The organism is Synechococcus sp. UW140, assembly GCF_900474295.1.
Lineage (GTDB): Bacteria > Cyanobacteriota > Cyanobacteriia > PCC-6307 > Cyanobiaceae > Synechococcus_C.
Window position 1 is genome coordinate 192314 of the sequence record NZ_UCOB01000023.1, and the last position, 24938, is coordinate 217251.

The window sequence follows — 24938 nt, forward strand, 5'->3', positions numbered from 1 at the left end:
TTGGAACCATCTCACAAAACTGAGTTTGTGTCAGTCAATTTGAGTGTTCCTGAATAGACAGCCCACAAAGCAAGAGGTTGTGGACTGTCTTGCGCCTTGGCAACCCATCGGAAAACAGATCGACGTTTAACGGTCGCTGTTGAGGTAGGGCAGATCCGATGGTTTGGACAATGTGAATACCACAGCGGCTGTGATCAGGCTGCCGAAGGCGAGCATGGCGTAAATCCAGATCGTGTAATCGGACATCAGTTCAGCCCCAAAACACCAAAGCTGATCTGGCTGAGGATGCCATGACCGGTGAGGGCCTCGGTGAGTACACCGATGACGAAGCCGAGCATGGCGACGCGGCCATTCAGGAGTTCGGCCCGTGCCATGCGTTCGCCCTTGATTTGATCAGCAGCGGCTTGCTGGAACCATGCATCGTTTGCAGCTTGGACGGAATCCATAGAACCTCGAAGCGTGTAAAGCAATGTTACGCCAATTTGTAACGGAGTGCGAAGCGGCGTTGCTGCGTTGTCTCTTTGCGTTTTGGGATTCTTGGCCGTGCTCTGGTGTGGGCGATGGCCAGCGGCTGCCCATCACCATGAAAAAAACTCCTGAGATGCTCGACCAGCTCAGGAGTTGGCGTCCCGTCCTAGGGCCCTGAGTCAGGTCTAAGGCGAAGCCATCAATCTCGATAGGTGGGGCTAGCCGCCCGCCCGTGTTCGGTCGAGGGTCGCGCCACTGCTTGCTCCTGTCTTGGTCCTGATCGTGCGGATCTTTGTGTGATTGCCAAGCGAGTTGCTTCGACTCCATCTATCCAAAGGAGAGTTTTCTCTTGATCTGTGTCGACCCCAAAGCACGACAGGATTCAGCATCTTGCTGATTCCATCAAGACCGGTCTTGACGGAGGCGTTGATGCCATTGCCGACAAGGTCAAGGACGCTCAGCTTTTCGCCGATGCAAAAGCCGATCAGATTGAGCGCAAAAATCAAGCCCTCAAAGTGAAGCTGGCTGACGTCCTGCGTTCCGCCCAAGCCAAGGGAGATGACATCCATGAAGGCATGCAGGAGCGCCTCAGCCAATGGGTTGCACAAATCGATGCCCAGTCCTGAACAGGACGTTGCCTGAACTCACTCGCTTGCCTCTCCATGACTGAACAAACCAAGCTTTCCAGCCTGCTGCGTCAGGCCGCTCTTGGCGGTGGACTCCTTCTGGTGTCGACGTTGTCTGCTCCCTTGGCGGGCCAGAAGCCAGCCTTCGCCGGCACGCTGAACCGCATGACTCTGCCGATCGCAGAGCCGATGCCTGAAAAAGTCACCAAGGTGCTCCCTTCAGAGGTGCCATTGCCTCCCCAGTGGGAGGTCAAGGCACCAGCCAATGCTCCCAATGTGGTGATCATCCTTCTCGATGACGTTGGCTACGCAGCACCGTCGGCGTTTGGCGGCGTGGTGAACATGCCGACGGCTGAGAAGCTTGCCCAGAATGGCTTGCGTTACAACAAATTCCACACCACAGCACTCTGTGCGCCGACCCGAGCGGCGCTGAAATCCGGTCGCAATCACCACAAGGTGAACATGGGCTCGATTCCTGAAATCGCAACTGGATATGCCGGTAACTCCACCGTGGTGCCCGATTACGCCGTGCCGGTTGCAGAAATCCTCAGACTCAACGGCTACAACACAGCTGCTTTCGGCAAGTGGCATGAAACCCCAGGCCGTGAGACCACGGCAGCTGGTCCTCAGACGCGTTGGCCAACGCGTCAGGGTTTTGAGAAGTTCTATGGCTTCGTGGGTGCGGAAGACAACATGTGGGAACCCACCATCCACGATGGTGTGACCGTAGTGGATGCACCGAAGAAAGATCGGTATCACTTCACCGAAGACATGACCGATCAGGCGATCGGCTGGATGCGGCAGCAGAAGGCCATCAAGCCAGATAAGCCATTTTTCATCTATTACTCCTCAGCCGGTTCGCACTCTCCGCATCATGTCGGTCAGGAATGGATTGCTAAATACAAAGGCAAGTTCGATGAAGGCTGGGATGTTCTTCGCGAGCGCAATCTCCAGAATCAGATCAAGGCAGGGATTGTTCCTGAAGGCACTCAGATGGCCACGGCGCCAGACAGTATTCCCAAATGGGATAGCCTCACGCCACAACAGCAGAAAATCTATGCGCGTCAGGCAGAAGTGTTTGCTGCTTTTACGGAGCACTCTGATCATGAAGCAGGTCGTTTAGTTCAAGCAATCGATGACCTTGGCGAGCTTGATAACACGTTGGTGATCTACATCACTGGCGACAATGGCGCCAGTGTTGAAGGGGATCGAAGTGGTCAATGGAATTGGAACCACTATCTCAATGGTGTTGAAGAGACACCTGACGAACAGGAGGCCAAGCTTGATGAGTGGGGTGGGCCTACGACCTATCCCATGTATCACATGGGCTGGGCGATCGCCTTTAATTCACCCTTTGCTCTTTCTAAGCAGGTTGCGGGTGATTTCGGTGGAACACGCAATGGAACCGTGATCCACTGGCCTGAGCGCATCAGGCAGGGTGGCGGCATTCGCACGCAGTTCTCGCATGTGAATGATGTAGCCCCCACGATTCTTGAGGCGGCCAATCTGCCGATGCCAACAACGATCAATGGCATTAAGCAAATCCCAATGCAAGGAACCAGCCTGCTCTACACATTTGACAACCCAGGCGCTAAGGAAAGGCATAACACACAGTATTTCGAGATTATTGGCAATCGCGGCATCTATCACAACGGTTGGATGGCGCGGACAACCGTCATGTATCCCTGGATGGCGCCGAACAGAATGAATACGGTTGCAGCAGATGATGGTTGGCAGCTGTACGACACCACCAATGATTTCAGCTTGTCGAATGATCTTGCGGCTCAGTATCCGGATCGCCTTGCGGCCATGAAGCAGAAGTTCATGGAAGAGGCGATTGAAAATCAGGTGTTGCCACTTGATGATCGTCTTCTTGAACGTCTGGTGCCGTCTGTTGCCGGTCGTCCGACACTGTTAGGTGATCGGACGTCCATCGATTTGTATCCCTATGCCTGGAACATGGTCGAAGACTCGATCCTCAATGTGAAGAACGTGTCGAACAGTGTGACCGCCTATGTTGATGTGAAGGGAGGTGATGAAGATGGCGTGATTTTCTCCCAAGGTGGACGATTTGGCGGTTGGTCGCTGTACGTCGAAAACAACAAGCCCTCCTATACCTACAATTACATGGGTGAGCTGTTCACGTTCACAAGTCATAAGCCATTGCCTAACGGTCAATCTGAAATTCGTTTCGAGCTTGACTACGACGGCGGTGGTGTTGGCAAGGGTGCTGACGTTCGGATGATGCTCAACGGTGAAGTGGTTGCTGAGGGCCGTTTGGAGAAGACGATTGCATCGCGTTTCTCCATTGATGAAGGTGCTGATGTCGGGCTTGATCGTGGTTCCGCGGTCACGGTGAAAACCATTGGCCCTCGCCGTTACAGCGCCTATGGCGGCCAAATTGACAAGGTCACGATTCAGATTTTCCCTAAGCCCACTGATCAGAAGGCGAACTGATTCGAGGTCATGCCCCACCCCTTCAACGCGATGATCACCATCCCTGCTGGGGAGTATCGGGTCGGTTCCGAGTCCTTCTACCCGGAGGAGTCGCCGATCCGCTCGATTCATCTCGAGGCTTTTGCCATCGATGCTGCTCCAGTCACCAATGCGGAGTATGCGCGCTTCGTTGCCGAGACCGGATATGTGACGGTCTCGGAGCAACCACCGGATCCCGTGCTCTATCCAAATCTGCCCCCGGAGGAGCAGATCCCAGAATCCGCCGTGTTCATTCCGCCACCGCCATCGGTGGATCGCAGCCAGCCGATGTCTTGGTGGGCTTTGATCGCCGGTGCGGACTGGTGCCATCCCCAGGGCCCGGACACTGCGATCGACGACCGCATGGATCACCCTGTGGTGCATCTCGCCTATGACGATGCCCTCGCTTATGCGCAATGGATGGGGAAACGTCTCCCCACCGCTGATGAATGGGAGGTGGCAGCGCGGGGAGGACTGGTGGATCAGGATTACGCCTGGGGAGCTGAGATGACTCCCGGCGGCCGTTGGCTTGCCAACGTTTGGCAAGGGCCGTTCCCCTGGAAGAACGAGCAGACCGATGGATGGTTCTGGACCTCACCGGTGGGCAGTTTCCCCGCCAATGGCTACGGCTTGGTCGACGTGTGTGGCAATGTCTGGGAATGGACTTCCACGCTGTTTCCCGTTGCTGATGGTGAGCAGGAACGTCGGATCATCAAGGGTGGATCGTTCCTGTGCGCTGAGAATTATTGCCATCGTTTTCGACCGGCTGCACTGATGGGGCAGACCGTCGACACGGCCACATGCCATATGGGCTTTCGTTGTGCGTCTGAATCAGCTTGATCAGCTTGAGAAGCGATCCCAAACCATCAAACTGCCCAGAGCAAGATGCATGAGGCCTGCCGGCCAGACCATCAGGCCAGCGGCGATGCCTCGGACGGCAAAGCTGATGAGCACAATGGCCGCCACGCTGTTGTACATCATCAGCCCTTTCTGGCTCTGATCAGCACAGGAATCACCCCAGCAGGCCACACCAAGCCCCAACAGGGCGAGTCCATACAACTGAGCGACGTGATCACCTCCTGAACCGAGGGGTGACCCGAACAGAAGTTGCATGACCAGGGCAGGACAGACCACGAGTGCTGCCCCAGTGGCTAGCTCGAGAATGGCACCGAGTTTGTACAGGTTGATCCGAGACAGTTTGCTCATGTTGATGGTGAAATTTGGCTCAATCAAAGAACAGGCGAAGGCCCAGGTTTAAACCACTTTGCGTGACTGAATAGGAATTGTCTGTTCCATTGCCGGCGTAATCAATACCCCAGTATTTGTAGGCGAGGGAGAGCTGGGTGGAGTTGCCGATTGTGTAGGCAATCCCTGCTTGCGCGGTTCCCGACATGTCTTGTTGGCCGCTGACGCCGAAGCCGGCTGCATCAAGATAAACAAACGCCTGCCACCGGTCATTGAAGGCGTAGATCGCATTCATGCCGATGAGGGGACTCACCCAGGTATTGGCAATGGTTTGGCTGGCTGATTGATTGAATTCTCTGCGAAGGTGTTTGTCGAGAAGCACGCCATCAAAGGTGACCTTATTCGAGAAGTTCACATCCACATCCATGCTGGCATCAACGATCCTTGCCCCTGCTAGCCCGATGAAGGCGAAGTCGCCAGAATCCATTCGCGGGCTTGGGATTGCACCGCCACGGTAGCGAAGTGCAAGGTCAACAATGGTTTGATTGAAGGTGTTGTCAACGCCGATACTTCCTTCTGATTTGACCCTGCGATTTTTGATGAGGTTGGGGAACTGGTCGGAGTACTTTTCGCTATTTCGGATCGGATTGCTCTCCTTCCAGCTGTAGGCAGTTTCAGATGTGTAAGAGGAGCCATGGTTGACGCCAAGCTGAAAGCCAAAGCGTCCGAATTCAATGCCAGCTCGACCGGTGAAGGCGCCTGTTGTTGGCGTCAGTACATCACGTAGGCCCTGGGATGCTGTGGGCGCCTGGTTGCCATCGACGGTGATATTGGTTGTGGTATTCCAGGGCAGAAAGCCGTAGAGGTCCACATAGACACGGGTGTCGTCGTCTTGCTCGCTCTCTTGCTGGTCCTTTGTAACGTCTTCAGACGCCGTCAAGATCACGGGGGCATCGTCCCACTTCTGCTCTTGTGGCTCAGCGAAGCAGGTTGTCGGATTAGCCAGGGCAAGGGCCATTGACATCGGAAGAGCAATGTTCCGAAGAAGAGTCATTGGTATGAGTGTGTTCGAGTCGAGAGACTCATTGCTTGTCTCCCATTGTCTCTAAACGCTAGGCGAAGAATCCGGAATGTCTATCTAGCTTTGAGGGCTGAATGATTCACTGGCGGTTCTGATCTCAGTGCAGCTTGGGTTGTTACATTGCCTTTTTTTGATCTGTGCACTTTTCGGATCTTATTGTTGTTTTGGCTCCCTAAAATTTGAGCCCCTTTGTGGTCGATCAGGGCTAGCAGGCTGCCTTGACGTCAATAGCTGCCTTGCCGTTCATCGCCAAGAGGAAGGCCGCCTCCCCGGGTGGGAAGACGGCCTACGTCGCTCGTTTGTGCATGATTCAACCCCGTCACTGCAGAAGAGAGAGGAAGGGGCGAAGCGTCTGGCTATGGCGTCCCTGGGGCCATCGTGTCTAGGTGTGCGGCTGATGCGGCTCCGGGGCACCTGGGGCGGTGCAGTGGAGTGTCCAAAAGGACCAGCCTCACGAATGGGTGACTGTTGGAGCAGGGGCCAGAAAGTCAGTCTGCTTCTTGAGCTTGCTCAGGTGGAGTGTCGGCTGTCATCAGCTCCTCCGGTCTCGATGCACGTAGTTTTGGTGTCGATGGCTACAAAAGCAATCGGCATTAAGGCGCATTGCCTCTAGCTGGAGGCCACCCGAAAGTTGAGCTGATTTGTCTGCTGCAGTGGATCCGCTCGTCAGACTGATTGCGCCTGGTGTTTTGTCTGCCCATGTCCACCGATGGTGACGAGCAGCTCAGTCGCTTACGCACGGTGCTGGAGGTGGCCAGGCGTAATGGCAATCAGCTGTTTATCGAGAACATCGAACGCGAGATCAATGCGATCGAAAAGGGTGACCCCTCTCCGATCGTCGAGCAATACCTCGACGAGGCAGAGCGCGGTTGACGCTCGGATTGTTTAGTTTTGTAAAAGCGGTTCTGTTGGCCGCTTTCCGAGTTCTGCGTTTGCCCTTATTGATGACGACGCAACTTCTTCTCGTCACTCTTGGCGCTTTTTCGGCTGCCTGTTTGGCGCTTTGGACGGTCAGGCTGTCCCGTTCTGACGTGGATGGGATCTGATGTCCATCGATACCTGCAGTCGATAACCGCTGTCGAGAACAGTTGTCGAGAACAGCTGGCCACAAGCGATCGGTCTTGACGCGTTTCTCTGCGACTCCCCCGGTCTCCGATGAACAGATGCAGTCGCTCCGAAGGCTGGCATTGCTGTTCTCAATGTGGCCTGACTTCCTCAAGCCTGAATTCAGGCGTCTCGATGCAGCCTTGTTTCGTTCTGCTGCGTCTGTTCAGCGCTCGGCGACTGTGATGTGTCCGCGTAAATACGGAGTCACCTGGCCACTGATCAAGACGCGTTCACCCACCACTCGGCAGGTGAGCCTGCCTCCTCGCTCAGACAACTGGCGTGCCTCAAGTAGCGGTTTGCCCAGCCGCTCGGCCCAGTAGGGGGCCAGGGCGCAATGGGACGATCCGGTCACCGGGTCTTCATCAATGCCGATCCCTGGAGCAAAGAAGCGACTGACGATGTCGACGTTGTCGCCCGGGGCAGTCACGATCACGCCTCGACCTTCGAATGCCGCTAATTGCGGCAGGTCGGGCGATAAGTCGCGGATCTCTGCCTCGGTGGTGAACACCGCCAGCCAATCCGTGCCCCGTCGCACGTTCAGTGGCTTGGCTCCCAGAGCCTGACTCAGGCCAGCTGGACCGTCACAGGGTTTCGTTGGCTGCGCAGGACAGTCGAGCGTTAGCTGTTTCCCCTCCCGTTGCACCTGGAGCGCGCCGCTGCGGGTGTCGAAGCGGAGTGTCCTCAAATCGCGCTCTTGACCGAACACCACGTGCGCTGCCGCCAGGGTGGCGTGGCCGCACAGATCAACTTCGCAGCTAGGCGTGAACCAACGCAGCTGGTACTGGCCTTCTCTTCCCACTGTGAAGGCTGTTTCGCTGAGGTTGTTTTCTTTCGCGATCGCTTGCATCAACGCATCGGGTAGCCAGCGTTCCAGTACGCAGACTGCTGCGGGGTTGCCGGTGAAGGCTCCTTCGCTGAAGGCAGCAAGCTGTTCGATTTGGATCTGCATTCAGGCCTGAGCGGGGCAAAGGATCCAACGGACTGCTGGATCATGGCTGAGCCGTTCCGTTGCGCAGACGCGTGCAGGAGGGGGCAGGGGGCTCCCCGACCTAATGGGCATGGCCTCATCGAGAGCCCAGGGGCTCGAGCCATTCGCTCACAAGCCCGGTGCGAGCGACCGAGGCCGGCGGAATGCGGCAGCCGATATTGACTTCACCAGCATCGATGAGGCGGCCGAGGCGGAGCGCTGTGGCTTCCTCGGTTCGAGTGAACATCGGCTGGTTGGTGGTCAGCCAGCGCATCTCGCCTTCCGTAATCACGCCTGAATAGAGGGACTCAAGAAAAACCTCGCCAACAGTCATGGGGCTTTGTAACGACTTCGTTACATTCTGGCGTGGATCTTGGCTGGCTGTGGCTTTTGCCTGTAGAGACCTGCTGACGTTGAATCGTTACGAGCGTCCGGCTGCCGATGGGGACAACGCCATTGCAAGGCTTTCTGAGGCGTCTTGGCAAGGATCCGGTTCTTCAAGTCAAGGTCCAGGCTGCTGCCACCGCAGACGAGGTGGCGCTACTCGCCCAGGAATATGGCTATGAGATCTCCGGGAGTGATTTGTTGCAGCTCTCCGGCCAGTCAATGGATGGGGTGCGCATCAGCAGGATCGACCATCCCGGTGAATACCCAGGGCGCTATTACTGAGTGCTGCTCTGATCCAAGCAGGCACGGACGCGTTTGACCGAGAGCCCTGCTTCTGTCGCTGTGATTCCACTGAGGAGGAGAAGTCCCAGCAGACCGAGCAGCTGATTGTCTGGATCGGTTCCGGCATCTGCATTGGCAGACAAAGCGGCTCCAGCCACAAACCAGGCCGTCGCCAGAGCGGAGGTGATCCAATAGGCAGTCCAACGGCGTTGATAGAGGTAGCCGGCGCCCAGCCCAGGCACAACATTCAGGACAACGGCGACCCAGCCGGCTGAGACGGCGAGCACCTGTTCACGGTTTGGTGGATTCATCACAGCGCGACAACGCTGTTGCACTCTGTCGGATCGATCAACCCCCTGCGTGGCTGCGACAGCATTCCTCTAATCCGGCGAGGAACTCTGTTTCTGGAGGTGGTTCCTTCAAGCGCGAGGCGCATTGAACGCAGAAGCGGATCCAGGTTTGGGCTGGGGTGCCTCCCCGTTCCATCACTCGCGCGTAAGCCTCGTCAAAGTCACTGCCCTCGATCAGCTCGCTGCCGATGGCTTGATACAGCTCTTCCATGCCGTCGATCTGAGGGTCCGCATACACCGCCCTGATCTGTTGCTGCATCGTCATCTGCGATCGGCTCCTGCCCGTGGCGTCTGGCATCAATCTGTGATTGGGTAAGGGCAATCTTGAGGTCAGGGGTGATGGCTTGCCTGCGCCGTTGTGCTGTCGCAGCAGGGTTCGGGTGTGCGGTGATTGCTTCGGCGGCTAGCGCTTGGGCTGATCATTGCGCCATGCGGCCCACTGTCGAGGCTTTGGTGGCCCCCTGGAATGCTGCTGATCAGGAGTTTCTCGCTGGCCGCACCTCGATCGCCTACTACTTCGAGATGAGCCCCCGGACCTATCGGGTTGTGTATGGCGATCCGCAGGGAACGATTACCGCGCGTTCGCCAACACAGACGTTGCGTGCTGATCCCTTCTATCGCGATGAAAAAGCGCTGGGGATCAAGTTGATCAAGGCCACGGATCGCCTGATCGCACTCGATTTCCATGAAGTCTCACGGCCAGACGACGCTTATCTTGTGATCGTTGGTTATTGCGATGCCAATGACCGTAAAGAAGGTGCCGTATCGCAGAATGTGGATGGCACGCAATACATCATGATCCTCAATGGTTGTCGCGGTATTGCCACCGGCTCGGAAGATCCGGTGTGGTTGTTTTTGCATGAATTCGGCCATGCCCTCGGTCTTGAGCATCCCTTTTCCGATATTGATGGCGACTGTTTGTTCGATAACCGTCCCTATTCCACCGCTGCAGCCCATGCAGGCCATACGGTGATGGCTTACAAGCCCCGTCCAGGTGGTCCCCCCAGTTTTTTTACCAATTACGACATCGCCGTTTTACGTCGAATCTGGGGAACTGATTAATCGTTAACGTGTCTTGATCCGCTAGCCAAAAGGTATGACTGGGGATGCACCCAAGCGATCTCGGCATGACCTCAAACGACCATCCCATCACTTGGAATACAAGGTGGTGACATCCGGTTAGAGAGATCTGCCAGATCGATTGCACTTGCACCGCCCTAGCTGCGCTCGGAGATATTGAGCGAACACTTAGAACCAACAGGCTCAATGGTCGTACATGCTGACGTTGTTAGTGGGAAAGCTGAGTTTTTCTATCAGGTGGGAGGCATGACCAGGATCAGCGTTGCCTCCGACTTCAAGGCCAGGGTGCAGTGATTCGCCAAGACTGTTCATGCCAGCTATTGGAGTGAGGCATTCCGTCAGGTAGGACGAACCACCAGGAGCAGTGGTGTCTCCGAGCCCACGATCAGGCTTGAATGATTCAACGGCGCTGCCTGGAGCAAAGGTGGCGGTTCCATTTTGAGTGGCTACAGGTGTCAATGTGCTGGCACCACCGTTGGTCCAGATCTCGATTGCGCGCTCACTGCCTGTGATGGAGTCGCTGCCACCACCAGTTGAGAAACGGTTGTGTTCTTGTAGCGACACAATGTTGTTGTTCACCTTGAAAGGAGATGAGTCCTCACCATCAATAAACCTGTCGGTTGGTCGAGGTACGTCAGCATTCGCTCCATTCTGGCCACTGCCCTGAAACACGTTTGGAACGTGCTGAATATCTGCTTGTCGGTAGTCAACGATTGGATCAGCACCAGCACCAGTCTTGAAATGATTGTCGCCAACGATGATGCTGCCTTTGTCGTAAACTCCTTGCGGCTTAAAGACTCCTTCACCGCTGATTGGAGTGGCACCACGTCCCTTCTCTTTGCTAGCCGTAAACCTGCCGAAGGCTTCTTCTTGTGGTTGGAATGAAAACCAATCGCGGTAGTGAGGCATGGGTCGAAACGGCGGTGGAGGGTTGTGCCCTTCTGGCTCACACACCATCGCCGTCATTTGAAATCCACTCATTGACCGGGGTCAAAACTTTCTGTGATCTTGCTCACAGGTGCCTGCTGGCCAAGTCCCCGTGTCGCTTCCCGTGATTTCTGGAGTGTCGATCAGTTGTCGCAATTGATCGCAAAGCGACTTGACTATTTTTCTCTGATATCACAGAAACACAGCTATCCTTGGCTCAGTCGCGATCAATGGGCATGCATGAGCCCGGCCTCGTTTTTGATTCCGATTTGCTGGCTGGGTTCAATGGCTTGAGCTTTATGCCAAAGATATGGGCGATGGGAAGCAATAGTCTCAAGCCAGTCCTAAGGCTTTATGGAGATCGTATTGAGTACTGTGGCTCATTTCGGCTGAAAAAGTGTGACTACGCAAGCATAGAAAAAGTTGATGTGTTGACCATTCCTTTCACGAAGTCAGTCGTCTTATATTTTAATCACACCCCAAGAACTTTCTCGGGTAACTTTCGTCGCGATCAAGATCGGGTGGCTTGCTTGAGGTCTTTTTTAGCAAAAGAGTGTCAGCTGACTGAAGAGGCCCTCGTTATTGCGGGTGTGCTAAGAGCGTAGGTTAATTGCGATGATCAGTCTCAAAAACTAGAGGCACTAGCGGTTGTTCGCTTGTGAGAAAGCCTCGCTAAGGCGTTGGTGCTACCTGATTAAAGTGGAAAAGATGTAAGCCTAATCAATGTAATAGTGCCAATTTGCTTCAAGACGACCTCTCGATCGTTGATTCATCTCAGTGTAAGACCTTGGACAGGCTCTTCATTATAAAAGGTCTTCGCTGTCGTCATCTCGTTCCCATGCTTGAACTGTCAGCGCCGTAATCACAAAGACAAGGCCAACCAAGGCTTCCATGGCAAAAATCTGACTGCTATAAGCGTGGACCTCAAAGCTTGAGCGTAAGGTAGCTACAACTACTTGTTTGATAAAGATGTGGCTTTACATCGGTAGGTAATACAACATTTCTCTGCCGATGAGCATATATCCTTACGGTCATTTTAAAAGCTCAAGCTGAAAGATTGAGGCGCTCTGCCCCAGCTTGATGTCATCTGGTAGCTAAGACGGTGCAGAGAATTCGCTCAGGCAACCAATCGCATCTAGGCCCGCTGAGGCTTTCTGTTCTGACCATCGTTGAGGCCGGCCTATGCCACTCAGCACATCATTGCCATTGGCAATGATGTGCTCCCTTCGGGGCTTGTGTGATTCGGGTCTTGAGGTGACTCACGATGTCACGAGAGCTGACGGCTGTGTTTTAAGCCAAAACAACGAGTCACTCACGCCAAGGCTTCTCATAAAGGGAGGCCGCCCCTCCCAGGTGGAAGAGACGGCCTAACTCGCTCGTTTATGCATCGAACCAATTAATTCAGTGTTTCCTTGAAGGTGTGACCTCAAGCAATGGGACTGAAAGAACGTGGTCGAAGCAACTGGCTCGTGGCGCCTGGGGCCAGGTTCCTAGGGGGGAGGGTTGGTTCACTCCGTAGGGCACCTGGTGCGGTGCAGATGGAGCGCCGATCGACGTGGCGAAACCAAAGCAGTGCCTGCCGAAGGGCTATCCCTCTCACATGCGTGAAAACTGTTGGAGCAGGGGCCAGAAAGTCAGCGTGCTTCTTGGCTGTGCTCGGGTGGAGTGTCGGCCGTCATTGGCTCCTCCGATCTCGTTGCTATCAGTGTTCACCCATCTGGCGCCTAAGGCAATCAGTGCAATCGCGCATTGCACCTGACCAATCGTCTGGGCCAGCATAAATGGGATGTGCTTTTTAGTTGGTTGAGCTCTGATATTCAGGTTCAGTCTCTGGCTGCAGTAGTGATTCTAGTTTGGCTGCCTGCTCTTCTGTGCTCGGATTGAGCTTGCGCACAATCAACGTATCGACTGAGAAAAGGCCGGGCCCAGCTGCTAGCACCAGCACTGCCGCAGCCCAATAAAGCCCGAGCAGTTCAAGCAAATAAATATTGAATCCATTCACAACAATCGCGTGGTAAATCGCAACGCTGATGGTTCCTGCAATGGCAGCCGCGCCAACGCGGGTGAGCAGACCGGTGATCAGCAGCCAGCTGCCAATAATTTCAGAAAAGGCTGCCACATACGAGAGTGTGATCGGAAAGGGAAGATGTAGAGGACGTACAAAAGCAGCTGCAAAGTTCTCGATGTTGGCGAGTTTTTCGTAGCCGTGATGGATTAACAAAACACCTGTGAACACACGCAGGATCAGGAGCCCCGCATCGGTCAGAAATGGTCGCGTCAGAACGGTGCGAAGCACAGGTTTGAAAGTTGCTTATGAAAACTTAACGGTGATGATGGGGCTGTCGCGAGGGGCCGTGCAGTGGTCATGTCCCTTCAGGTTGTCCCTCTCCCTGCGGTTGACGTCTCACCGGCTGCTCTCGGGCGTCAGTGGCCCTTCTCGATCAGGGTGTGTTGTTCGCGCAAACATGCCTGTCATCGCTGGATCTCTCGCCACACTGGGTTGGAGAGAACGAAGCGGGAGGCCATGGGCTTGAGAACGGTTTTGCGCCGCGTCGGCAGTTACATCCTTGGGGTAGTGGATGAGTATTGGGCCATGCGCGAGCCCAGTCAGTACAGAAACAGGGATCCTCAGTGTGAGATCAGTTGTGAGGGCGACGTGTGCGTCCGCGAGGACCGCACTCTCTGACGCCTCAGCGCTTGCTTCGGCAGATGATGGTGTGCCCTCTATGCAGCAGAGCCTGCTTCTCATCCCATGGCCCTCGATCAGTTGAAGGCTTTTCTTGTCCTGATGCAGGATGATCCAGCCCTGAAGCAAACGGTGCTGGCGTCTTCCACAGCGGATGATGTGGCCAAGATTGCCGCAGCTCGCGGCTATGAGTTTTCCGGCGATGAACTCCTTCGCTTCTCGGGTCAGAAGGTGGGGAGAGTGACCGTGTCGAAGCAGGAAACACCTGGGGAATACAACTGAGACTCTCGTCTCAGGGGTGAGGCCATCACCCCTGAGGCCTGGATCTCGGATTCCTTACTGGACGTCCATTGCCAGGAAAGCGTCATCGGCTGCCACCATTTCGGCGCCGTCTTGATGGCAGTGACAGCCGTACAGAAGATGGGTAATGCGTCCCACTTCTAGATCACGGTCTGCGACCTCCTGCCAGAGCCGGCGAGTGAGTTCCTGATCGGCCAGTTCAAACTGGGCCCGCCCCAGCTGCCGGGTGATTGAGAAATAACTCTGACGGTCGTTGCGGGCTCTGCATTCCTGCGCCCCACTCACCGACATCAGCAGTGGGGTGGTCTTTGAGGAGACGACGGAGAGACGGTTCATGGCACTGCAGAGGGGGATGTTGACAAGGGAAGGTCTCCTTCTCCTTTGGACAGAAGGACCGATCACGCTGGAGGCACCGGAGACTGTGATGCTCGCCTGCGCCAATCGTTGGATCAGCAGGGGTTCCAGGCTCCAGATAGTCAGCGTGCTTCTTGACTGTGCTCGGGTGGAGTGTCGGCCTGCATCGTCGCCTCCATTGTTCGTTCCCACACTTTCACCCTGGCGCCAGAATCTGCCCACCCGTTGTCATGCTCATTGTGTTTTTGGGCTTAACAACCTTGGTCGTGTGATCTGAGGCGTCGCCATTCAGCCCCTGCGATCAATTCAGGGGTGTGACCTTCCCGTCAGTGCAGATTGCACTGGTTTCGACCACGGGAGGAAAGGCCAGAAAGGCCAGGCAGGTGAGGATTTCATCGAGCCCTTCGTCATCCAGCGACTGGCGGATGCTGTTGCCTGAAATGGATAACCAGGCCAACAGGGTTGAGCCGTCGCTGTGCACGACGCGCGTCATGGCACCAAGTTCGTTCTGGCTCACCGCCATCCCATGACGGTCTTCGAGGATCGCCACCACCCGTTCCAGAACCTGTTGGCGATTGAGTGTGTCCTGTGCATGGAGCTCAACAAAAAGATCGGCACCATCTGCTTCAAAGCGAACGCCATAGCAACGTGCTTCCATTTCGATGCTCCCCACAACAGTCATCAAGAAAGGGGCCTATCGCGCCCCTGACTCCCCATGAGGATGTCCCGTCAGAAATCAGGCAGGACACCCCTCGGGTCTGGTGAAGGTCTAGTCACGTTGTTCTGATCGTGCAAGACAGTCGTCGCAGCGAAGAGCGCGGGCGACCGGTCAAGCAGGGATAAGCAGGTTTCAGCGCTCGACGACACCGCAGGCGATCCGGGCACCCCCTCCTCCTAGAGGAGGGGTGTCGCTGTAGGTGTCGCCACCTGCGTGCACGACCAGGGCTTTGCCGCGCAGATCCGTTGTGCTCAGTCGGGGGGCCACCACGCTGGTTGGCGTGGTGCCGTCTTCATCCACCAGCAGACGGCTGAGGTCGCCACGATGGCCGTTTCCGAACGGACCAAGGTGGGCCCCACTCTCATCTGGATCCCAGTGGCCACCTGCTGCAAGCCCCGCAACGGCATCATCTTCTGCATTGAGGGCGCTGTCGCAGCTTCCATTGCTGTGGAGGTGGAAGCCGTGTTCCCCTGGGCTGAGGCCGCTCAGGTTCGGGATGATCTCGAGGCCCTGATCACTGTCTCGTGCGCTGACGCTGCCGATCGCCTCACCCACTCCTTCGGCGCTGATGCGGCTGATGCTCACGTCGAGGGTTGCAGCCTGTGCCATACCCGGCCAAGCCAGAGCCGCACAGATCATCAGCAGGGCGAACAGGCGGCGCATGCGAAGGGCTGCAGATATTCGCCATTCTGGGGCAGTTGATCAACCGTTTCGGTCTCCCCTGCGGCCATGACCTCTCCTCCAACGCAACGTTCCGGCACTTGGTGGTCACGTCACTGGCGCTGGTTTCTTCCGGTTTCGATGGCTGGTGCACTGCTGACCGGTGCTGGGCTGGTCTTGGCGTTCTTGTCGTTGCTGTTTGGCTTGCTCAAAAACAACGTGCCTTATCAGCGAGCTCTGGCTGAAGCTGAGCAGAGCCTCAAGCTGAGGGAGGCGATTGGTCAGCCCATCGAGCCGGGTCTGTTTGTGAACGGTCGGTTCAGCACCAGTGGAGACAACGGGGAAGCGAAGCTCCTGATTCCGATTTCAGGGCCGAAGGGTGATGCTCAGATCCTGGTGGAGGCAACGAAACGGTCTGGCCGCTGGACCTTCTCTGTGTTGTCTGTGCAAATCAATCGCACGGGCCAACGGATTGATCTGCAGAACAATGATCAGTCTTCCGGCGATCTCGTTCTGCTGATGCGAAGGGTGGTCTCTGATCTCCCGCAGGGCTGATGGCTGCGGATTGATGCAGTGCAGAGTGTGTTCGTGTTTGTTGTCTTTTCCGCGCTTTGACGTTCGTTTTGATTTGGCCATAGAGATGGCTGCTGGGTGTGGCGTCTTCAGTGAAGTGATCCCACACTGCAAATCAATTCATGCCTTAAGGAGGGACCCGATGCTCACAACAACGACCCGCCTCAAATTGCAGGAGATTCTTGGTCGTGTGGCCCGTGGAGAAGCTGTGAGCCTGCAGGAGCGTGTTCTGGTGCAGAAATACGCTGATCGAGATCGCAGCGTTAGCACTTGGGTTCATCGTGCTCAGCGCCAGCGACAACGTGCTGGCACCGTCACAGGTCTGGATGGTCTGCTTGATGATCTCGCCCTCGGAAGTGATGACCCCGCTGATCGTCATCGCCCGGAGGATGACCTCGGTGACTGGTTCGGTGGGGCCTCAGCTTGGCTGCGTCGTGACTGAATCTGTCTCTTCAGCTCAGGCGGATCCGTCAGGCCCTCGTCTGATTGTGATTCAGGGCCGTGCTTATCGCCGGGTGGAATTATCCAGTCGACACCCCCGCCGCTGGCGGCTTGAGGCGCTTGACCTTGAGGAAGCGATCGACTGGATTATCCAGGATCAGCAGAATCCTGCCGGATAAGTCATTGTGCTTAGCTTCGATCCGCAATCTGCGGCGGATAGGTATTTATTGCTGGGTACTTTGTTCTTCTCAAACTCGAGGTTTCAGCGTTCTGAATCGCGATAGGTTCAACCTAAAGGTTCAGCGGAGGCTGGTAGAGATCATGCAAGGGATGACGTCCATCGGATCAACAGATAGGCAGGATCATGGTGATGCCATTGATTCCTATTTCGAGTGCATCACCAGTTGTGACATCGATGATGGCATCTGCGTGGAGCAGTGTGTGCTCGTCCATCTCAAGCAAGGAGATGATGGTGGTGGATGAGACTGACCCTGTTCGGCGTGACGGGGTGATGGTGCATCGGTTTGACGGACATGATGGACCGATCTATCGCCCCTGTAGTGGCCACCATTGCGTGTACTGCGCTGATCTTTCCACTGCGAAGGCCTACCTGAGCTTCTGGCGGCGTCCCCCGGAGCGACGCTGCCGCAGGCATGTCAACACGTCTTCTCCAGCTCGCGTTTGACTGCCGCAGCGCCGGGTTATCGAATCGTGCGGGATGACGGGGAACACGACTCCGTCACACGGCTGTCGTTTTCCGATTACGACGCGGCTTACGACGAATTGGAGCGCTTCTATGCCGCCACCTGTTGTTCTGATGATCGGATCGAGTATTCGATCGTCGAGGTCAAGACCTCTGTCAGCGACATTTGAGTCCCCTTGTTACTGCAATGGTTTAAAGCAACTGCCTCAGTCCTGCAGATTTGCTGTTGGGTCACATCCTACGGCTCATATCAACCTAGGAAGACGAAGATGGTGACGAGGCTTGGCGTCACACCATCACTGTGGATCGACCTTCTGATTCGCAGACTGATAACCAGTGATCGCACTGCTTCAACTGCTTCTGCCTGAGGTGCATCCAACATGCGGTGGACTCAAGTTCTGTCTCTTAGACGAGCAGCCCGAAGCCACGGCCAATCAAATGACTGAACGATTGGACGTTGGCGGTGATCTGTGGAAGCAGGAGAACACGCTTGAACCAATCGAGAGTGACGCGCCTCTGTGCATCAGCTTGAAGACAATCGGATCCTCCCGATCAATGCCCTTGATGATCTGATCGCCACGACCGCAGAAATTGCAGTGAAGCGTGGGATTCCAATGGCGGTCTGGGCTTATCTGGCTGCGACATAGACCTCTATGTCACATACGCCAACCAAGCAGTGCCGTGATGGTGCTGCTTTTTGATGCCATCTCCATCAGGAGATCACTGCCACTGCCATTGGCTTGAATCACTGAATGCCGAGCTCGTCAAAAATTTGATGGCATTCACTTAGATCCTTGTTGTTCCTAATAGCATTCAGGATTTTGGATTTATTTTGTTTTTTGATGCCTGGTTCTTTGCTTATTGCTTCTAGTGCGTCTTTGGCATCTTGCCTGGGGATGTTGTATCCCTTTTGAAGAAAATTACAGACAAGCAATGCTGTTGCGGATGCTGCACCCCAGAGGAAATGATCGTAATCTCTTCCGCGTTTTGGTAGATGCTCTTTCATCCCTCCCATGTCTGCTGCACAGATGGGGTTGACGGTAACCATGAAGGCCACCGCTGTAATCAGGATTGCCTTCAATTCAATGATTCCAAAGCACAATCACAATAGCTTTTGTTCGTGGTAGCCGCTTAATTCAGTGTCTGAGTTGGCATAGGACTCCTTTATCTCTTGCGGGGTCCGAAAAGGAAGAGCCCAGGACATGCGGCTAAGGGTGTTGCGCCTATCAGAGCCGGATAAAGCAATAGGTATAGGGTGTTGGCACCAATTCCAAGCATTGGGTCAAATAATACTGATATCAGGACCACCCAAAGATAAACCCCAAGAGCAATGGATAAAAAGCAAAAAATATCATCTTTACTCTGCTTAGGGCCCATTCGCCATACCCAATAAAGGACAGACATGGATGCCGCCAAGCCTGCACAAAAGCTGGCAAGCATTAGAAGAGCAAAAAGGAAAAGAATGACCGACATCAATGCAGCCTCAAATGGAACGATTCTCTTTTGAGCGTAAGGAATCTCGTAACGCAATTCTCACTCATCCAATCAACCCAAGCAAGAGCTGTCGCTGCTTTACGCAGTGCGAAAGGGAGACCTCTTCCATCGTATGCCATATCCCCTGTGCCCATCTGTCGGATCATGTGATCCTCAAAGCTCTGGTCGTCGTTCTCGTATTGATCTCTAGGGATTTGCCTTGAAGTCTCCCTGTGCAAGAGAGACAACCACTGCCAACAACAAAGCCCCAGCTCACGCATGAGTCGGGGCTTTGTTTGCAATCATCTCCTGATTAAGGTGATAGCTTTTGATGATCATAACCGCCCGTAGGTGTGTGTCAGAGGAAAGTCAATGCAGCTGACTGTACCCAACAAGAAATCTTCAGGACTGGTGTATCAGATCCGTACAAAGGTGGAAGTGCTGATGCTCGAGGCTGCTCCCCAACCGCTGCCGACCTGAGTCCGACGAATGAGGTTGCCCCGTTCAAAATGAAAGGCCGGGCGACCATGGCTCACAAACATGGCGGGGCCTTGATCCACACGGCCGAGATGATTCAGGTCGCAACGTCTTAGGTGCGGGTTCCAATTGACGCGGTGCACCTGATTGAAACGCACTTGTAGATGCTCCGGAATGGAGTGCATAGCGAGGCTCTGAATGGTGGCGCGATAGTTCGCCTGACTTAGGCACCGCTGTTTTGCCACTCTGTCCAAATGCTGACCACCGTTCTGCAACGATTGGCTCAACACCGTGCGGTAATAAATGCGGCGGATCGGCCCTCCAACCACGCGATATTCGCGGATCAGCTGACCACCACCGGGAGCAAACACATAGCGGAAGGAAGAACCGGGAATGCCCCTCTGCCAATGATTTAACCGTGCCTTGGGTGTGTAAGTACACTGACGACTGAAGGGGCTCCAGGACACTTCCAAAACATTGCCATAACGGACTGTTAGGCGTTTCTGTCCTCCCGGGATGGCAACAGCTCCTTGTGGCTGCGGCACAAGGAAGTGGTGGACGCTGTAGCACTGAGCGGCTGTAGGACTATACGAACTGGAGAAACCCCGAGGGGGGTAAGAGGCGAAAGCTGCCTGAGGAACCAGAGCAAGGGCCGCCAAGGCAAGTGGAAAAGTCTTCACGATGCGAACAAGTGACCTAACAAAAATGAATGTATCGACACCTTTTAGAGTGGAGAGTGATGCTGATCACTGCCATCTGTGCGATCACGCACGGGGATTACGTGCCATGCCGAGTGCTGTCAGATTGAAGAACACTGCGTACCGATAGGGGCTCTGCAGAGAACAGGCGTGTGCTGGCACAGTACAAACGTGCAGAGCCAATTGGTCGAGTTTGATCGATCTGTCTGATCTGACAAGAAAGCTGTGGGACTGGCGTAGTCGATCATCGATTCATCTTGATTGCAGTGAACCGGCTTTGCTTTGTCGAGTGTTGATGCCTTCGTAGTACTGTGCCGAGGCTGAATTCTGATCAAGGCTGCTTCTAATCATTGTAACCAAGTTCTTTGATCAACGCAGCGCATTTGCTAAGCACATCGTTGTCTAGCTTGTTAAAAATGTCTCTCTTGACTTTGTCGGATACCTCTTCAGTTTCATTGAAACGTATTAGCCCCTTTCTGATCGCATCCAGTCTCTCGTCTTCGAATTCTTCTTTGATCCATTCGCTTTCAAGGTGAATACAAGATGTTGATAGAGTTCCCAGTAGGCCGCCAAGTCTTAAAGCCAGCTGCCGCTCTTCTCGGCAATCCTCTGCTGTCGCTGGTACGGCACCAACAGTCAGTAGAGAGACAAGTGCTGGCAAAAGAAGAGGCTTCATATTGACTTGAGTATTCTCCCCATGGTTTAACGTTTTCCAGTTGATCACGGCTCAACCTAATCGCAGAAGCCTTTGCTGCAGCGGAGGCTTCTGTTGCCCAATTTTATATATTCTCACTAACAAAAACATGCAAATATAATTAAGCGAGCGGCCTAAATAACTGTCACGATTTTATTCCAATAAAGATGCTTTCTCCGAGTTCGTGATTAAGGCCTCTCGTCGATGAACCGGTCTCGTCAACAGCCACGGTGTTCTTCCTAATCCAGCCAAGGTCGCCAAGGCAGAGTCAGAGGCAATGGCTGCGGTTCGTGAGATTCATGTCTCCTGCCTCGCCAATGGCGGTAATCCCTTCATCAATCCTGATCTCTCAAGCTTCGAATGTGTTTGTGTCTATCCCTAAGGCAGATCTTGGAAGAACACTGGGTTGCGACGAGTCCTCTGATTTCATCGCCGATGTCTACAAGCAGGCTCAGCAGAGCCCTGGCTCTCCTGTTCTTGCAGCACAGGTGGACGTGATGGAGTTGCGCTTCGAGTTCCCAGCGGAAGAAGGCTGGGGATTCAGCTCACTCTGAATCCCTGTTGCCCAGGGGGTAGTTCGCCTCTGTCGGTTGGTTGGATGCACTGCTCAACTGACGACTCGTCATGGTGATGACACGGGTGTTGAGCAGTCTTCAGATTGAATCGAGTGACGAAACTTGATCAGTTGGCGGTACATGTCTCAGAATGTGCTTTGCGTTGAATCAATTGATGGCAAGCGACACTGGCACGTGGGTAAACAACCAGCCCCCTTCAAACTTTGAGAAGCTTTGGCGTGGTTTGGCTCTTGTTGGAGCCATTCATCTTGGTGGCATGCTCGTGAACATCATGTTTCAAATGATGGGCAATCACTCTCTCGATAGCCTTCCCGCCAAGTTCCTCGGGCTCTGATCCTTCAGGGGGTGGCTGCTTTGCAGGCTCTTCAATGGAGGGTTGAAGGTCTCATCTCCCCATCTGTCAATCCTTGCCTGTTTCGGTATTGGCGGATGGGTGGATAATTCTCTGCGCCGTTCTCCACCTCTTTGATCAATTCGTGGGCACTTGCTCCACTTCTCAATCAGGGACCGTAGTCACCTCGCATGCTTGCTTGCTGAGCCTAAGCAAGTGGCGATAACCCTGATTCGCGCCCTAGTTGCCGTTGATAGGCGCAGCCTGATCGCTGCATCGATCTAATGCAGGCAGACTCTTCTCTGTTCCGGTGTCCCGTCCAGATGAAGCCCTGCGGGTGGCTAAGCAATCCTTTCGTCATGCTGGCGATCTGGGGTCGCCAGCATGACCGGATTCAGTCGATTGAATTCTTCTCAGCACTCTTGCTAGTGCTGGCATCAGTCAAGGGCTTGCGCGAATACTCTGCCTCAATCGTCCCCTTCGCAGGCCAGCGACATGGAGCTGGCTTGCTTGAGCAGAATCTTGCGCTGCTTCAGTTGTTTGTAACGTAGGTTCCACGGCCCACCACAGCGATGTGGAACCTCAGTCACCTGGCGAACATACTCAAAAAAATACCGGATGAGCCCACGCTTCCAGAATGAACAGCGGTGACCGTGGGGAACTTAAAGCTACTCAATCGCTCTTAACAATAGGCAGAATTGCTTGTGGCCTCAGGCAGACACCCTGCCCCTGCCTTGAGCCTCGCAGGCCGATGGCCAGTGCCTCCACTGTTTGAGCAGATCCTCGCTCCCTTCCAGTTTTGCAGCTCCAGATCGTCAATGAAAGCCCACTCCTCCAGCGGAACCACCGCGACTAAGACATCAGTTCTGTATCTAGGCGCTGCGGGTGTCGCGCCTCCTCCCTTTGGTGAGCTCCAGCCAGGGGTTCAATTGGATACATCAAGTGTGTTCGTGCCTACAAAAGAGTTCGAGGCGATACATAACAATGCTTGGGCCCCGGGAAGGGGGCGGTCGTCAACACACAAAAACATGGGGGGACTCTGACGAGGAGCCCCTCCTTTTTTGTGCCGTTCGTTGCCGAAAGCGATCAGTTTTATCTCTAGCCAAACAGCTGTGCTTTGAGCCTGCTTGGCTCGCAGGTGGGCTGGATCCCATGGCGGTGTTATCGAGTCCGCATTTTGCAATGTCCCTGTGGATAAGGAATGACGTGCCCTGTGTAATCAATTTCTTTCATTTCACCAGTGTTGATGTTGAGTTCTGTCCAAGAGTTGGCCCTTCCATTTCGGTCAGAATTGGTTCGCCACCTTCGCCATCCTTGTTGTGCCGATTGATGGGAGACCAGCTCTTGTTCGAACTGGAATGTGTTTCCGCCAGTGTCAACTAATACTCTCCCCGTGCTTGGGTCCAGAGTGATCAGAAAAGTTGTCCCTCGCTCTAGAGAGCCACACTTAAACACCATGGGGCAGTCGTGTGCTTGTAGTGGTAGGGGGGCGATGGCACCGATTGCCAGCAGTCCAAGCGCAACAAACTTCATCAGCTCTCTCGTTTCTTTCTCCCTTGCTAGCTACGGCGCTCTGCAATGAGCGTCTCGCTCCCCTGTTGGGGTCGCTTCTTCTGCATCGCTTCGATCAGGTGGTCGCCATCCTGCGGCGCGATCATTCTTGATTGACCTCAAGAGGGTTGCTCATTGCAGCCTTTGATTGCATCTGGAATCTCCCTTCCTCGCGGCGGTGGCGTCGGCAATCCTGTTGCCGCCACATCGATTTCTCACAGCACGTTGTCGTGGGAGCTGGCCTCCAGTGAATTCGGTGTGATCTTGATGACGCTGGTGTCTGTTGGCCTGATCCAGCTTGCCGAGGACGCACTCAGCTCACCCAGTCGACTTCATGAGGTTTGCTCAGCCTTTGCTTGTTCCGGCTTGAACGAAAGGCAGGCCGGTCGCTCTCTGGCAGCGCCCAGCTCAAGGAGGGTGAGATTAGGCATTAAGCCTTAGTCGCTCACAAGAGAAAAACCTGCAGACTCATCAGAGCTCTTGATTTAGGCATGAAAGGACTGCACATCAACGTTGCCTTCTTTGGTTGCACGGTTGCGATGGCAGTCATGGTCATGACGTTCGTGGTGAAAGCCACCGCCTAGGCGGCCGCGGGTTGCGCACCATCGTTTGGTCTTGAGGATTCAGCTCCTGGGTGCCATCCCTGCAGGTCATTCAGGTCTCGGGCCGATCGGGGGCGTCCGATCACGGCGATCCCAAGTCCGCAGTTGTCGGCTGCCTTCTCGGCTGTTGCGCCAGGAGTGTTGCATTCGATCCACCCACGCAGCTCAATGTTCTGTTACATTTCTGGAAACATTGCTTTACATCTCATGGGTGACACCAAATTTGGCTTCTCTGAGTTCGCCGAATCCTGGAATGGTCGTCTGGCCATGCTCGGCTTCGTGATCGCCATCGGCACCGAGCTCTTGACCGGTCAAGGCATCCTTGGCCAAATCGGCCTCGGCTGATACAGGCTTGAATTCATTCTGCCAATTCGATTGAAGCCTCTAAGGCTTTTTGAGCACCTAGGTCTCTTTGACCAGGTGCTTTTTTATTGCATGTGTCACGGCCTGAATAGGGTTTTGCCCGGAGTTGTTCTCATCTCTGCTCAGCATGAGCAGGCGTCGCTGTTCCTGCTGATCGTTCATGGCAGTCGTTGACTAGAGAGCGCTTTGATTGCGAGCTGGATTCACCAGGGTTTCACCAGGAGGAAGGCCTGCTTCTCACCAGTTGAGCGCAGAGGGTGTGGTCATCGGAGCTTTCGCTCCTTGCCATTCTTGATCCATCAAAAGGATGACCATCCATCCCATTGCAGCCGTATCCGCAGTTGGTCTGTCTCTGTCAGTCGCCGTTGTCACCGCTGCTGGCCTACTCCTTGGCACTGGCACTGCCGCTGTGGTTGAACCCCTTGCCGAAACTGTGGATGCGTCTGCAGCACAAGTCCCCCCATTGTTCAGGGCTGGCGATGCTTCCATTCCACACTGTGGCAGGCGACTCCACTATTTCTGATCACTAGCAGGCGCCGTTTGCGCAGTTGTGAGCAAGCTCACAGCAGGAGGGAATGGAGGTCATCAGCTGGAGAGCTGAAAGCGGAGATGGTGAATGCATCGGAGGGAGAGATCCCGCCCCACGCATCACCCCCATCAGAGCAATGACCACGATCAAAACCATCGCCGCCGCCGCTGCCTCCCTCGCCGCTGGTGCCACCTTGATGTCTGTTGCAGGCCCTGCTGCACAAGCCAATCCCTACAACAGCTTTGGCCGTGCCGGCGGCTGTGATTCTGTCGCTA

Annotated in this window: 33 protein-coding genes; 18 read left to right on the forward strand and 15 right to left on the reverse strand. The window is 54.7% G+C overall.

The features are described from left to right. Positions 1–245: 245 nt before the first annotated feature. On the reverse strand, positions 246–446 hold the full coding sequence (locus DXY10_RS09430; RefSeq protein WP_115018742.1) for a chlorophyll a/b-binding protein: 201 nt from the start codon (positions 444–446) through the stop codon (positions 246–248). Positions 447–824: 378 nt separating this feature from the next. Between DXY10_RS09430 and DXY10_RS09435 the strand changes: the two genes are divergently transcribed. From DXY10_RS09435 to DXY10_RS09445, 3 genes are read left to right on the forward strand one after another with little or no spacing between them, the layout of a single operon-like run. Continuing rightward, on the forward strand, positions 825–1094 hold the full coding sequence (locus DXY10_RS09435) for a hypothetical protein (RefSeq protein WP_115018743.1): 270 nt from the start codon (positions 825–827) through the stop codon (positions 1092–1094). A gap of 36 nt (positions 1095–1130) precedes the next feature. Further along, complete coding sequence (locus tag DXY10_RS09440; RefSeq protein ID WP_115018745.1) at positions 1131–3551, forward strand: arylsulfatase; 2421 nt, start codon at positions 1131–1133, stop codon at positions 3549–3551. A 9-nt stretch (positions 3552–3560) separates the two neighbouring features. Beyond that, entirely contained in the window at positions 3561–4409 is an 849-nt protein-coding gene (locus DXY10_RS09445; protein ID WP_115018746.1) for a formylglycine-generating enzyme family protein, read from the forward strand. On the opposite strand, the gene DXY10_RS09450 is transcribed toward DXY10_RS09445, so the two are convergent. Together DXY10_RS09450 and DXY10_RS09455 are read right to left on the reverse strand one after the other, a co-directional pair. Beyond that, the gene (locus DXY10_RS09450) at positions 4410–4775 is read right to left on the reverse strand and encodes a hypothetical protein (protein ID WP_115018748.1); all 366 of its coding nucleotides are present in this window, start codon (positions 4773–4775) and stop codon (positions 4410–4412) included. Between the two features lie 19 nt (positions 4776–4794). Further along, positions 4795–5778: a hypothetical protein gene (locus DXY10_RS09455; RefSeq protein ID WP_206749698.1), complete on the reverse strand. Its 984-nt coding sequence runs from the start codon at positions 5776–5778 to the stop codon at positions 4795–4797. 756 nt (positions 5779–6534) lie between these two features. Between DXY10_RS09455 and DXY10_RS14625 the strand changes: the two genes are divergently transcribed. Next, on the forward strand, positions 6535–6708 hold the full coding sequence (locus DXY10_RS14625; RefSeq protein ID WP_170955771.1) for a hypothetical protein: 174 nt from the start codon (positions 6535–6537) through the stop codon (positions 6706–6708). 397 nt (positions 6709–7105) lie between these two features. Here the strand turns inward: DXY10_RS14625 and DXY10_RS09460 are convergent, their stop codons facing one another. Both DXY10_RS09460 and DXY10_RS09465 read right to left on the reverse strand, forming a co-directional pair. Continuing rightward, the gene (locus DXY10_RS09460) at positions 7106–7891 is read right to left on the reverse strand and encodes a PhzF family phenazine biosynthesis protein (protein WP_115018751.1); all 786 of its coding nucleotides are present in this window, start codon (positions 7889–7891) and stop codon (positions 7106–7108) included. Between the two features lie 115 nt (positions 7892–8006). After that, a complete protein-coding gene (locus DXY10_RS09465) occupies positions 8007–8243 on the reverse strand; it encodes a hypothetical protein (RefSeq protein ID WP_115018752.1) in 237 nt (78 codons plus the stop codon). Between the two features lie 107 nt (positions 8244–8350). Here DXY10_RS09465 and DXY10_RS09470 point away from each other — a divergent pair, with 107 nt between their 5' ends. Then, positions 8351–8578 (forward strand): Nif11-like leader peptide family natural product precursor, encoded by a 228-nt coding sequence (locus DXY10_RS09470; protein WP_115018754.1) that lies wholly within the window; start codon positions 8351–8353, stop codon positions 8576–8578. On the opposite strand, the gene DXY10_RS09475 is transcribed toward DXY10_RS09470, so the two are convergent. Further along, positions 8572–8889, reverse strand: a complete 318-nt coding sequence (locus tag DXY10_RS09475) for a hypothetical protein (RefSeq protein ID WP_115018848.1) — start codon at positions 8887–8889, stop codon at positions 8572–8574. The two genes, DXY10_RS09470 and DXY10_RS09475, sit on opposite strands and share 7 nt — an antisense overlap. 37 nt (positions 8890–8926) lie before the next feature. Continuing rightward, positions 8927–9193 (reverse strand): hypothetical protein, encoded by a 267-nt coding sequence (locus DXY10_RS09480; RefSeq protein WP_115018850.1) that lies wholly within the window; start codon positions 9191–9193, stop codon positions 8927–8929. Positions 9194–9357: 164 nt separating this feature from the next. On the opposite strand from DXY10_RS09480, the gene DXY10_RS09485 reads away from it, so the two are divergent. After that, the gene (locus DXY10_RS09485) at positions 9358–9990 is read left to right on the forward strand and encodes a M66 family metalloprotease (protein ID WP_115018756.1); all 633 of its coding nucleotides are present in this window, start codon (positions 9358–9360) and stop codon (positions 9988–9990) included. A 201-nt stretch (positions 9991–10191) separates the two neighbouring features. On the opposite strand, the gene DXY10_RS09490 is transcribed toward DXY10_RS09485, so the two are convergent. Together DXY10_RS09490 and DXY10_RS09505 are read right to left on the reverse strand one after the other, a co-directional pair. Beyond that, positions 10192–10989, reverse strand: coding sequence for a hypothetical protein (locus DXY10_RS09490; RefSeq protein WP_136989164.1), 798 nt, complete (start codon positions 10987–10989; stop codon positions 10192–10194). A 1741-nt stretch (positions 10990–12730) separates the two neighbouring features. Continuing rightward, positions 12731–13231, reverse strand: coding sequence for a DoxX family protein (locus DXY10_RS09505; RefSeq protein ID WP_115018762.1), 501 nt, complete (start codon positions 13229–13231; stop codon positions 12731–12733). A 69-nt stretch (positions 13232–13300) separates the two neighbouring features. Between DXY10_RS09505 and DXY10_RS14900 the strand changes: the two genes are divergently transcribed. Together DXY10_RS14900 and DXY10_RS09515 are read left to right on the forward strand one after the other, a co-directional pair. Then, positions 13301–13621: a hypothetical protein gene (locus DXY10_RS14900; RefSeq protein WP_244282196.1), complete on the forward strand. Its 321-nt coding sequence runs from the start codon at positions 13301–13303 to the stop codon at positions 13619–13621. A gap of 66 nt (positions 13622–13687) precedes the next feature. Next, the gene (locus DXY10_RS09515; RefSeq protein ID WP_115018764.1) at positions 13688–13903 is read left to right on the forward strand and encodes a Nif11-like leader peptide family natural product precursor; all 216 of its coding nucleotides are present in this window, start codon (positions 13688–13690) and stop codon (positions 13901–13903) included. A gap of 54 nt (positions 13904–13957) precedes the next feature. Here DXY10_RS09515 and DXY10_RS14905 read toward each other — a convergent pair whose 3' ends face one another. From DXY10_RS14905 to sodC, 3 genes are all read right to left on the reverse strand, one after another. After that, entirely contained in the window at positions 13958–14497 is a 540-nt protein-coding gene (locus tag DXY10_RS14905) for a hypothetical protein (protein ID WP_244282198.1), read from the reverse strand. 79 nt (positions 14498–14576) lie between these two features. Further along, complete coding sequence (locus DXY10_RS09525; RefSeq protein WP_170955772.1) at positions 14577–14948, reverse strand: hypothetical protein; 372 nt, start codon at positions 14946–14948, stop codon at positions 14577–14579. A gap of 177 nt (positions 14949–15125) precedes the next feature. Further along, entirely contained in the window at positions 15126–15656 is a 531-nt protein-coding gene (gene sodC, locus DXY10_RS09530) for a superoxide dismutase family protein (protein WP_115018767.1), read from the reverse strand. A gap of 66 nt (positions 15657–15722) precedes the next feature. On the opposite strand from sodC, the gene DXY10_RS09535 reads away from it, so the two are divergent. The 6 genes from DXY10_RS09535 to DXY10_RS09550 all read left to right on the forward strand — a co-directional run bounded on the left by DXY10_RS09535 (position 15723) and on the right by DXY10_RS09550 (position 17540). Continuing rightward, on the forward strand, positions 15723–16208 hold the full coding sequence (locus tag DXY10_RS09535; RefSeq protein ID WP_115018769.1) for a cytochrome c oxidase assembly factor Coa1 family protein: 486 nt from the start codon (positions 15723–15725) through the stop codon (positions 16206–16208). 160 nt (positions 16209–16368) lie between these two features. Further along, positions 16369–16668 (forward strand): hypothetical protein, encoded by a 300-nt coding sequence (locus tag DXY10_RS09540; protein ID WP_115018770.1) that lies wholly within the window; start codon positions 16369–16371, stop codon positions 16666–16668. Continuing rightward, entirely contained in the window at positions 16661–16846 is a 186-nt protein-coding gene (locus DXY10_RS09545; protein WP_115018772.1) for a hypothetical protein, read from the forward strand. The genes DXY10_RS09540 and DXY10_RS09545 overlap by 8 nt, the downstream gene beginning before the upstream one ends. Before the next feature lie 151 nt (positions 16847–16997). After that, positions 16998–17150 carry a hypothetical protein gene (locus DXY10_RS14630; RefSeq protein WP_170955756.1) on the forward strand — a complete coding sequence of 51 codons (153 nt, stop codon included), beginning with the start codon at positions 16998–17000 and terminating at the stop codon, positions 17148–17150. Then, positions 17143–17352, forward strand: coding sequence for a hypothetical protein (locus DXY10_RS14295; protein WP_136989166.1), 210 nt, complete (start codon positions 17143–17145; stop codon positions 17350–17352). Before DXY10_RS14630 ends, DXY10_RS14295 begins: the two co-directional genes overlap by 8 nt. Further along, positions 17349–17540: a hypothetical protein gene (locus DXY10_RS09550; protein WP_115018774.1), complete on the forward strand. Its 192-nt coding sequence runs from the start codon at positions 17349–17351 to the stop codon at positions 17538–17540. Before DXY10_RS14295 ends, DXY10_RS09550 begins: the two co-directional genes overlap by 4 nt. Positions 17541–18115: 575 nt before the next feature. Here the strand turns inward: DXY10_RS09550 and DXY10_RS09560 are convergent. The 3 genes from DXY10_RS09560 to DXY10_RS09580 all read right to left on the reverse strand — a co-directional run bounded on the left by DXY10_RS09560 (position 18116) and on the right by DXY10_RS09580 (position 20742). Further along, positions 18116–18451 carry a hypothetical protein gene (locus DXY10_RS09560; protein WP_170955773.1) on the reverse strand — a complete coding sequence of 112 codons (336 nt, stop codon included), beginning with the start codon at positions 18449–18451 and terminating at the stop codon, positions 18116–18118. An 808-nt stretch (positions 18452–19259) separates the two neighbouring features. Then, the gene (locus DXY10_RS14300) at positions 19260–20000 is read right to left on the reverse strand and encodes a hypothetical protein (RefSeq protein WP_136989170.1); all 741 of its coding nucleotides are present in this window, start codon (positions 19998–20000) and stop codon (positions 19260–19262) included. A gap of 361 nt (positions 20001–20361) precedes the next feature. Further along, positions 20362–20742 carry a hypothetical protein gene (locus DXY10_RS09580; protein WP_115018784.1) on the reverse strand — a complete coding sequence of 127 codons (381 nt, stop codon included), beginning with the start codon at positions 20740–20742 and terminating at the stop codon, positions 20362–20364. Between the two features lie 269 nt (positions 20743–21011). On the opposite strand from DXY10_RS09580, the gene DXY10_RS09585 reads away from it, so the two are divergent. The 4 genes from DXY10_RS09585 to DXY10_RS09615 form a co-directional block, all read left to right on the forward strand. Then, on the forward strand, positions 21012–21266 hold the full coding sequence (locus tag DXY10_RS09585; protein WP_136989172.1) for a hypothetical protein: 255 nt from the start codon (positions 21012–21014) through the stop codon (positions 21264–21266). 2712 nt (positions 21267–23978) lie between these two features. Beyond that, on the forward strand, positions 23979–24116 hold the full coding sequence (locus DXY10_RS09605) for a chlorophyll a/b-binding protein (protein WP_115018854.1): 138 nt from the start codon (positions 23979–23981) through the stop codon (positions 24114–24116). Positions 24117–24441: 325 nt separating this feature from the next. Continuing rightward, positions 24442–24657, forward strand: a complete 216-nt coding sequence (locus tag DXY10_RS09610; protein WP_115018792.1) for a hypothetical protein — start codon at positions 24442–24444, stop codon at positions 24655–24657. 52 nt (positions 24658–24709) lie between these two features. Further along, positions 24710–24938 (forward strand): hypothetical protein (locus DXY10_RS09615; RefSeq protein ID WP_371411140.1); only part of this gene is annotated, 229 nt, incomplete at its 3' end.

Bases quoted from the DNA above. Each gene is read 5' to 3' on its own strand.
- DXY10_RS09485 (WP_115018756.1), top strand. From the start codon at position 9,358: ATGCGGCCCACTGTCGAGGCTTTGGTGGCCCCCTGGAATGCTGCTGAT.
- DXY10_RS09455 (WP_206749698.1), bottom strand. From the start codon at position 5,778: ATGTCAATGGCCCTTGCCCTGGCTAATCCGACAACCTGCTTCGCTGAG.
- DXY10_RS14900 (WP_244282196.1), top strand. From the start codon at position 13,301: ATGTCCCTTCAGGTTGTCCCTCTCCCTGCGGTTGACGTCTCACCGGCT.
- DXY10_RS09490 (WP_136989164.1), bottom strand. From the start codon at position 10,989: ATGAGTGGATTTCAAATGACGGCGATGGTGTGTGAGCCAGAAGGGCAC.
- DXY10_RS09460 (WP_115018751.1), bottom strand. From the start codon at position 7,891: ATGCAGATCCAAATCGAACAGCTTGCTGCCTTCAGCGAAGGAGCCTTC.
- DXY10_RS09450 (WP_115018748.1), bottom strand. From the start codon at position 4,775: ATGAGCAAACTGTCTCGGATCAACCTGTACAAACTCGGTGCCATTCTC.
- DXY10_RS14625 (WP_170955771.1), top strand. From the start codon at position 6,535: ATGTCCACCGATGGTGACGAGCAGCTCAGTCGCTTACGCACGGTGCTG.
- sodC (WP_115018767.1), bottom strand. From the start codon at position 15,656: ATGCGCCGCCTGTTCGCCCTGCTGATGATCTGTGCGGCTCTGGCTTGG.
- DXY10_RS09465 (WP_115018752.1), bottom strand. From the start codon at position 8,243: ATGACTGTTGGCGAGGTTTTTCTTGAGTCCCTCTATTCAGGCGTGATT.
- DXY10_RS09605 (WP_115018854.1), top strand. From the start codon at position 23,979: ATGGGTGACACCAAATTTGGCTTCTCTGAGTTCGCCGAATCCTGGAAT.
- DXY10_RS09430 (WP_115018742.1), bottom strand. From the start codon at position 446: ATGGATTCCGTCCAAGCTGCAAACGATGCATGGTTCCAGCAAGCCGCT.
- DXY10_RS09480 (WP_115018850.1), bottom strand. From the start codon at position 9,193: ATGACGATGCAGCAACAGATCAGGGCGGTGTATGCGGACCCTCAGATC.
- DXY10_RS09535 (WP_115018769.1), top strand. From the start codon at position 15,723: ATGACCTCTCCTCCAACGCAACGTTCCGGCACTTGGTGGTCACGTCAC.
- DXY10_RS09440 (WP_115018745.1), top strand. From the start codon at position 1,131: ATGACTGAACAAACCAAGCTTTCCAGCCTGCTGCGTCAGGCCGCTCTT.
- DXY10_RS09515 (WP_115018764.1), top strand. From the start codon at position 13,688: ATGGCCCTCGATCAGTTGAAGGCTTTTCTTGTCCTGATGCAGGATGAT.
- DXY10_RS14630 (WP_170955756.1), top strand. From the start codon at position 16,998: ATGACGTCCATCGGATCAACAGATAGGCAGGATCATGGTGATGCCATT.
- DXY10_RS09445 (WP_115018746.1), top strand. From the start codon at position 3,561: ATGCCCCACCCCTTCAACGCGATGATCACCATCCCTGCTGGGGAGTAT.
- DXY10_RS09540 (WP_115018770.1), top strand. From the start codon at position 16,369: ATGCTCACAACAACGACCCGCCTCAAATTGCAGGAGATTCTTGGTCGT.
- DXY10_RS09585 (WP_136989172.1), top strand. From the start codon at position 21,012: ATGTCTCCTGCCTCGCCAATGGCGGTAATCCCTTCATCAATCCTGATC.
- DXY10_RS09475 (WP_115018848.1), bottom strand. From the start codon at position 8,889: ATGAATCCACCAAACCGTGAACAGGTGCTCGCCGTCTCAGCCGGCTGG.
- DXY10_RS09470 (WP_115018754.1), top strand. From the start codon at position 8,351: ATGGGGACAACGCCATTGCAAGGCTTTCTGAGGCGTCTTGGCAAGGAT.
- DXY10_RS09610 (WP_115018792.1), top strand. From the start codon at position 24,442: ATGACCATCCATCCCATTGCAGCCGTATCCGCAGTTGGTCTGTCTCTG.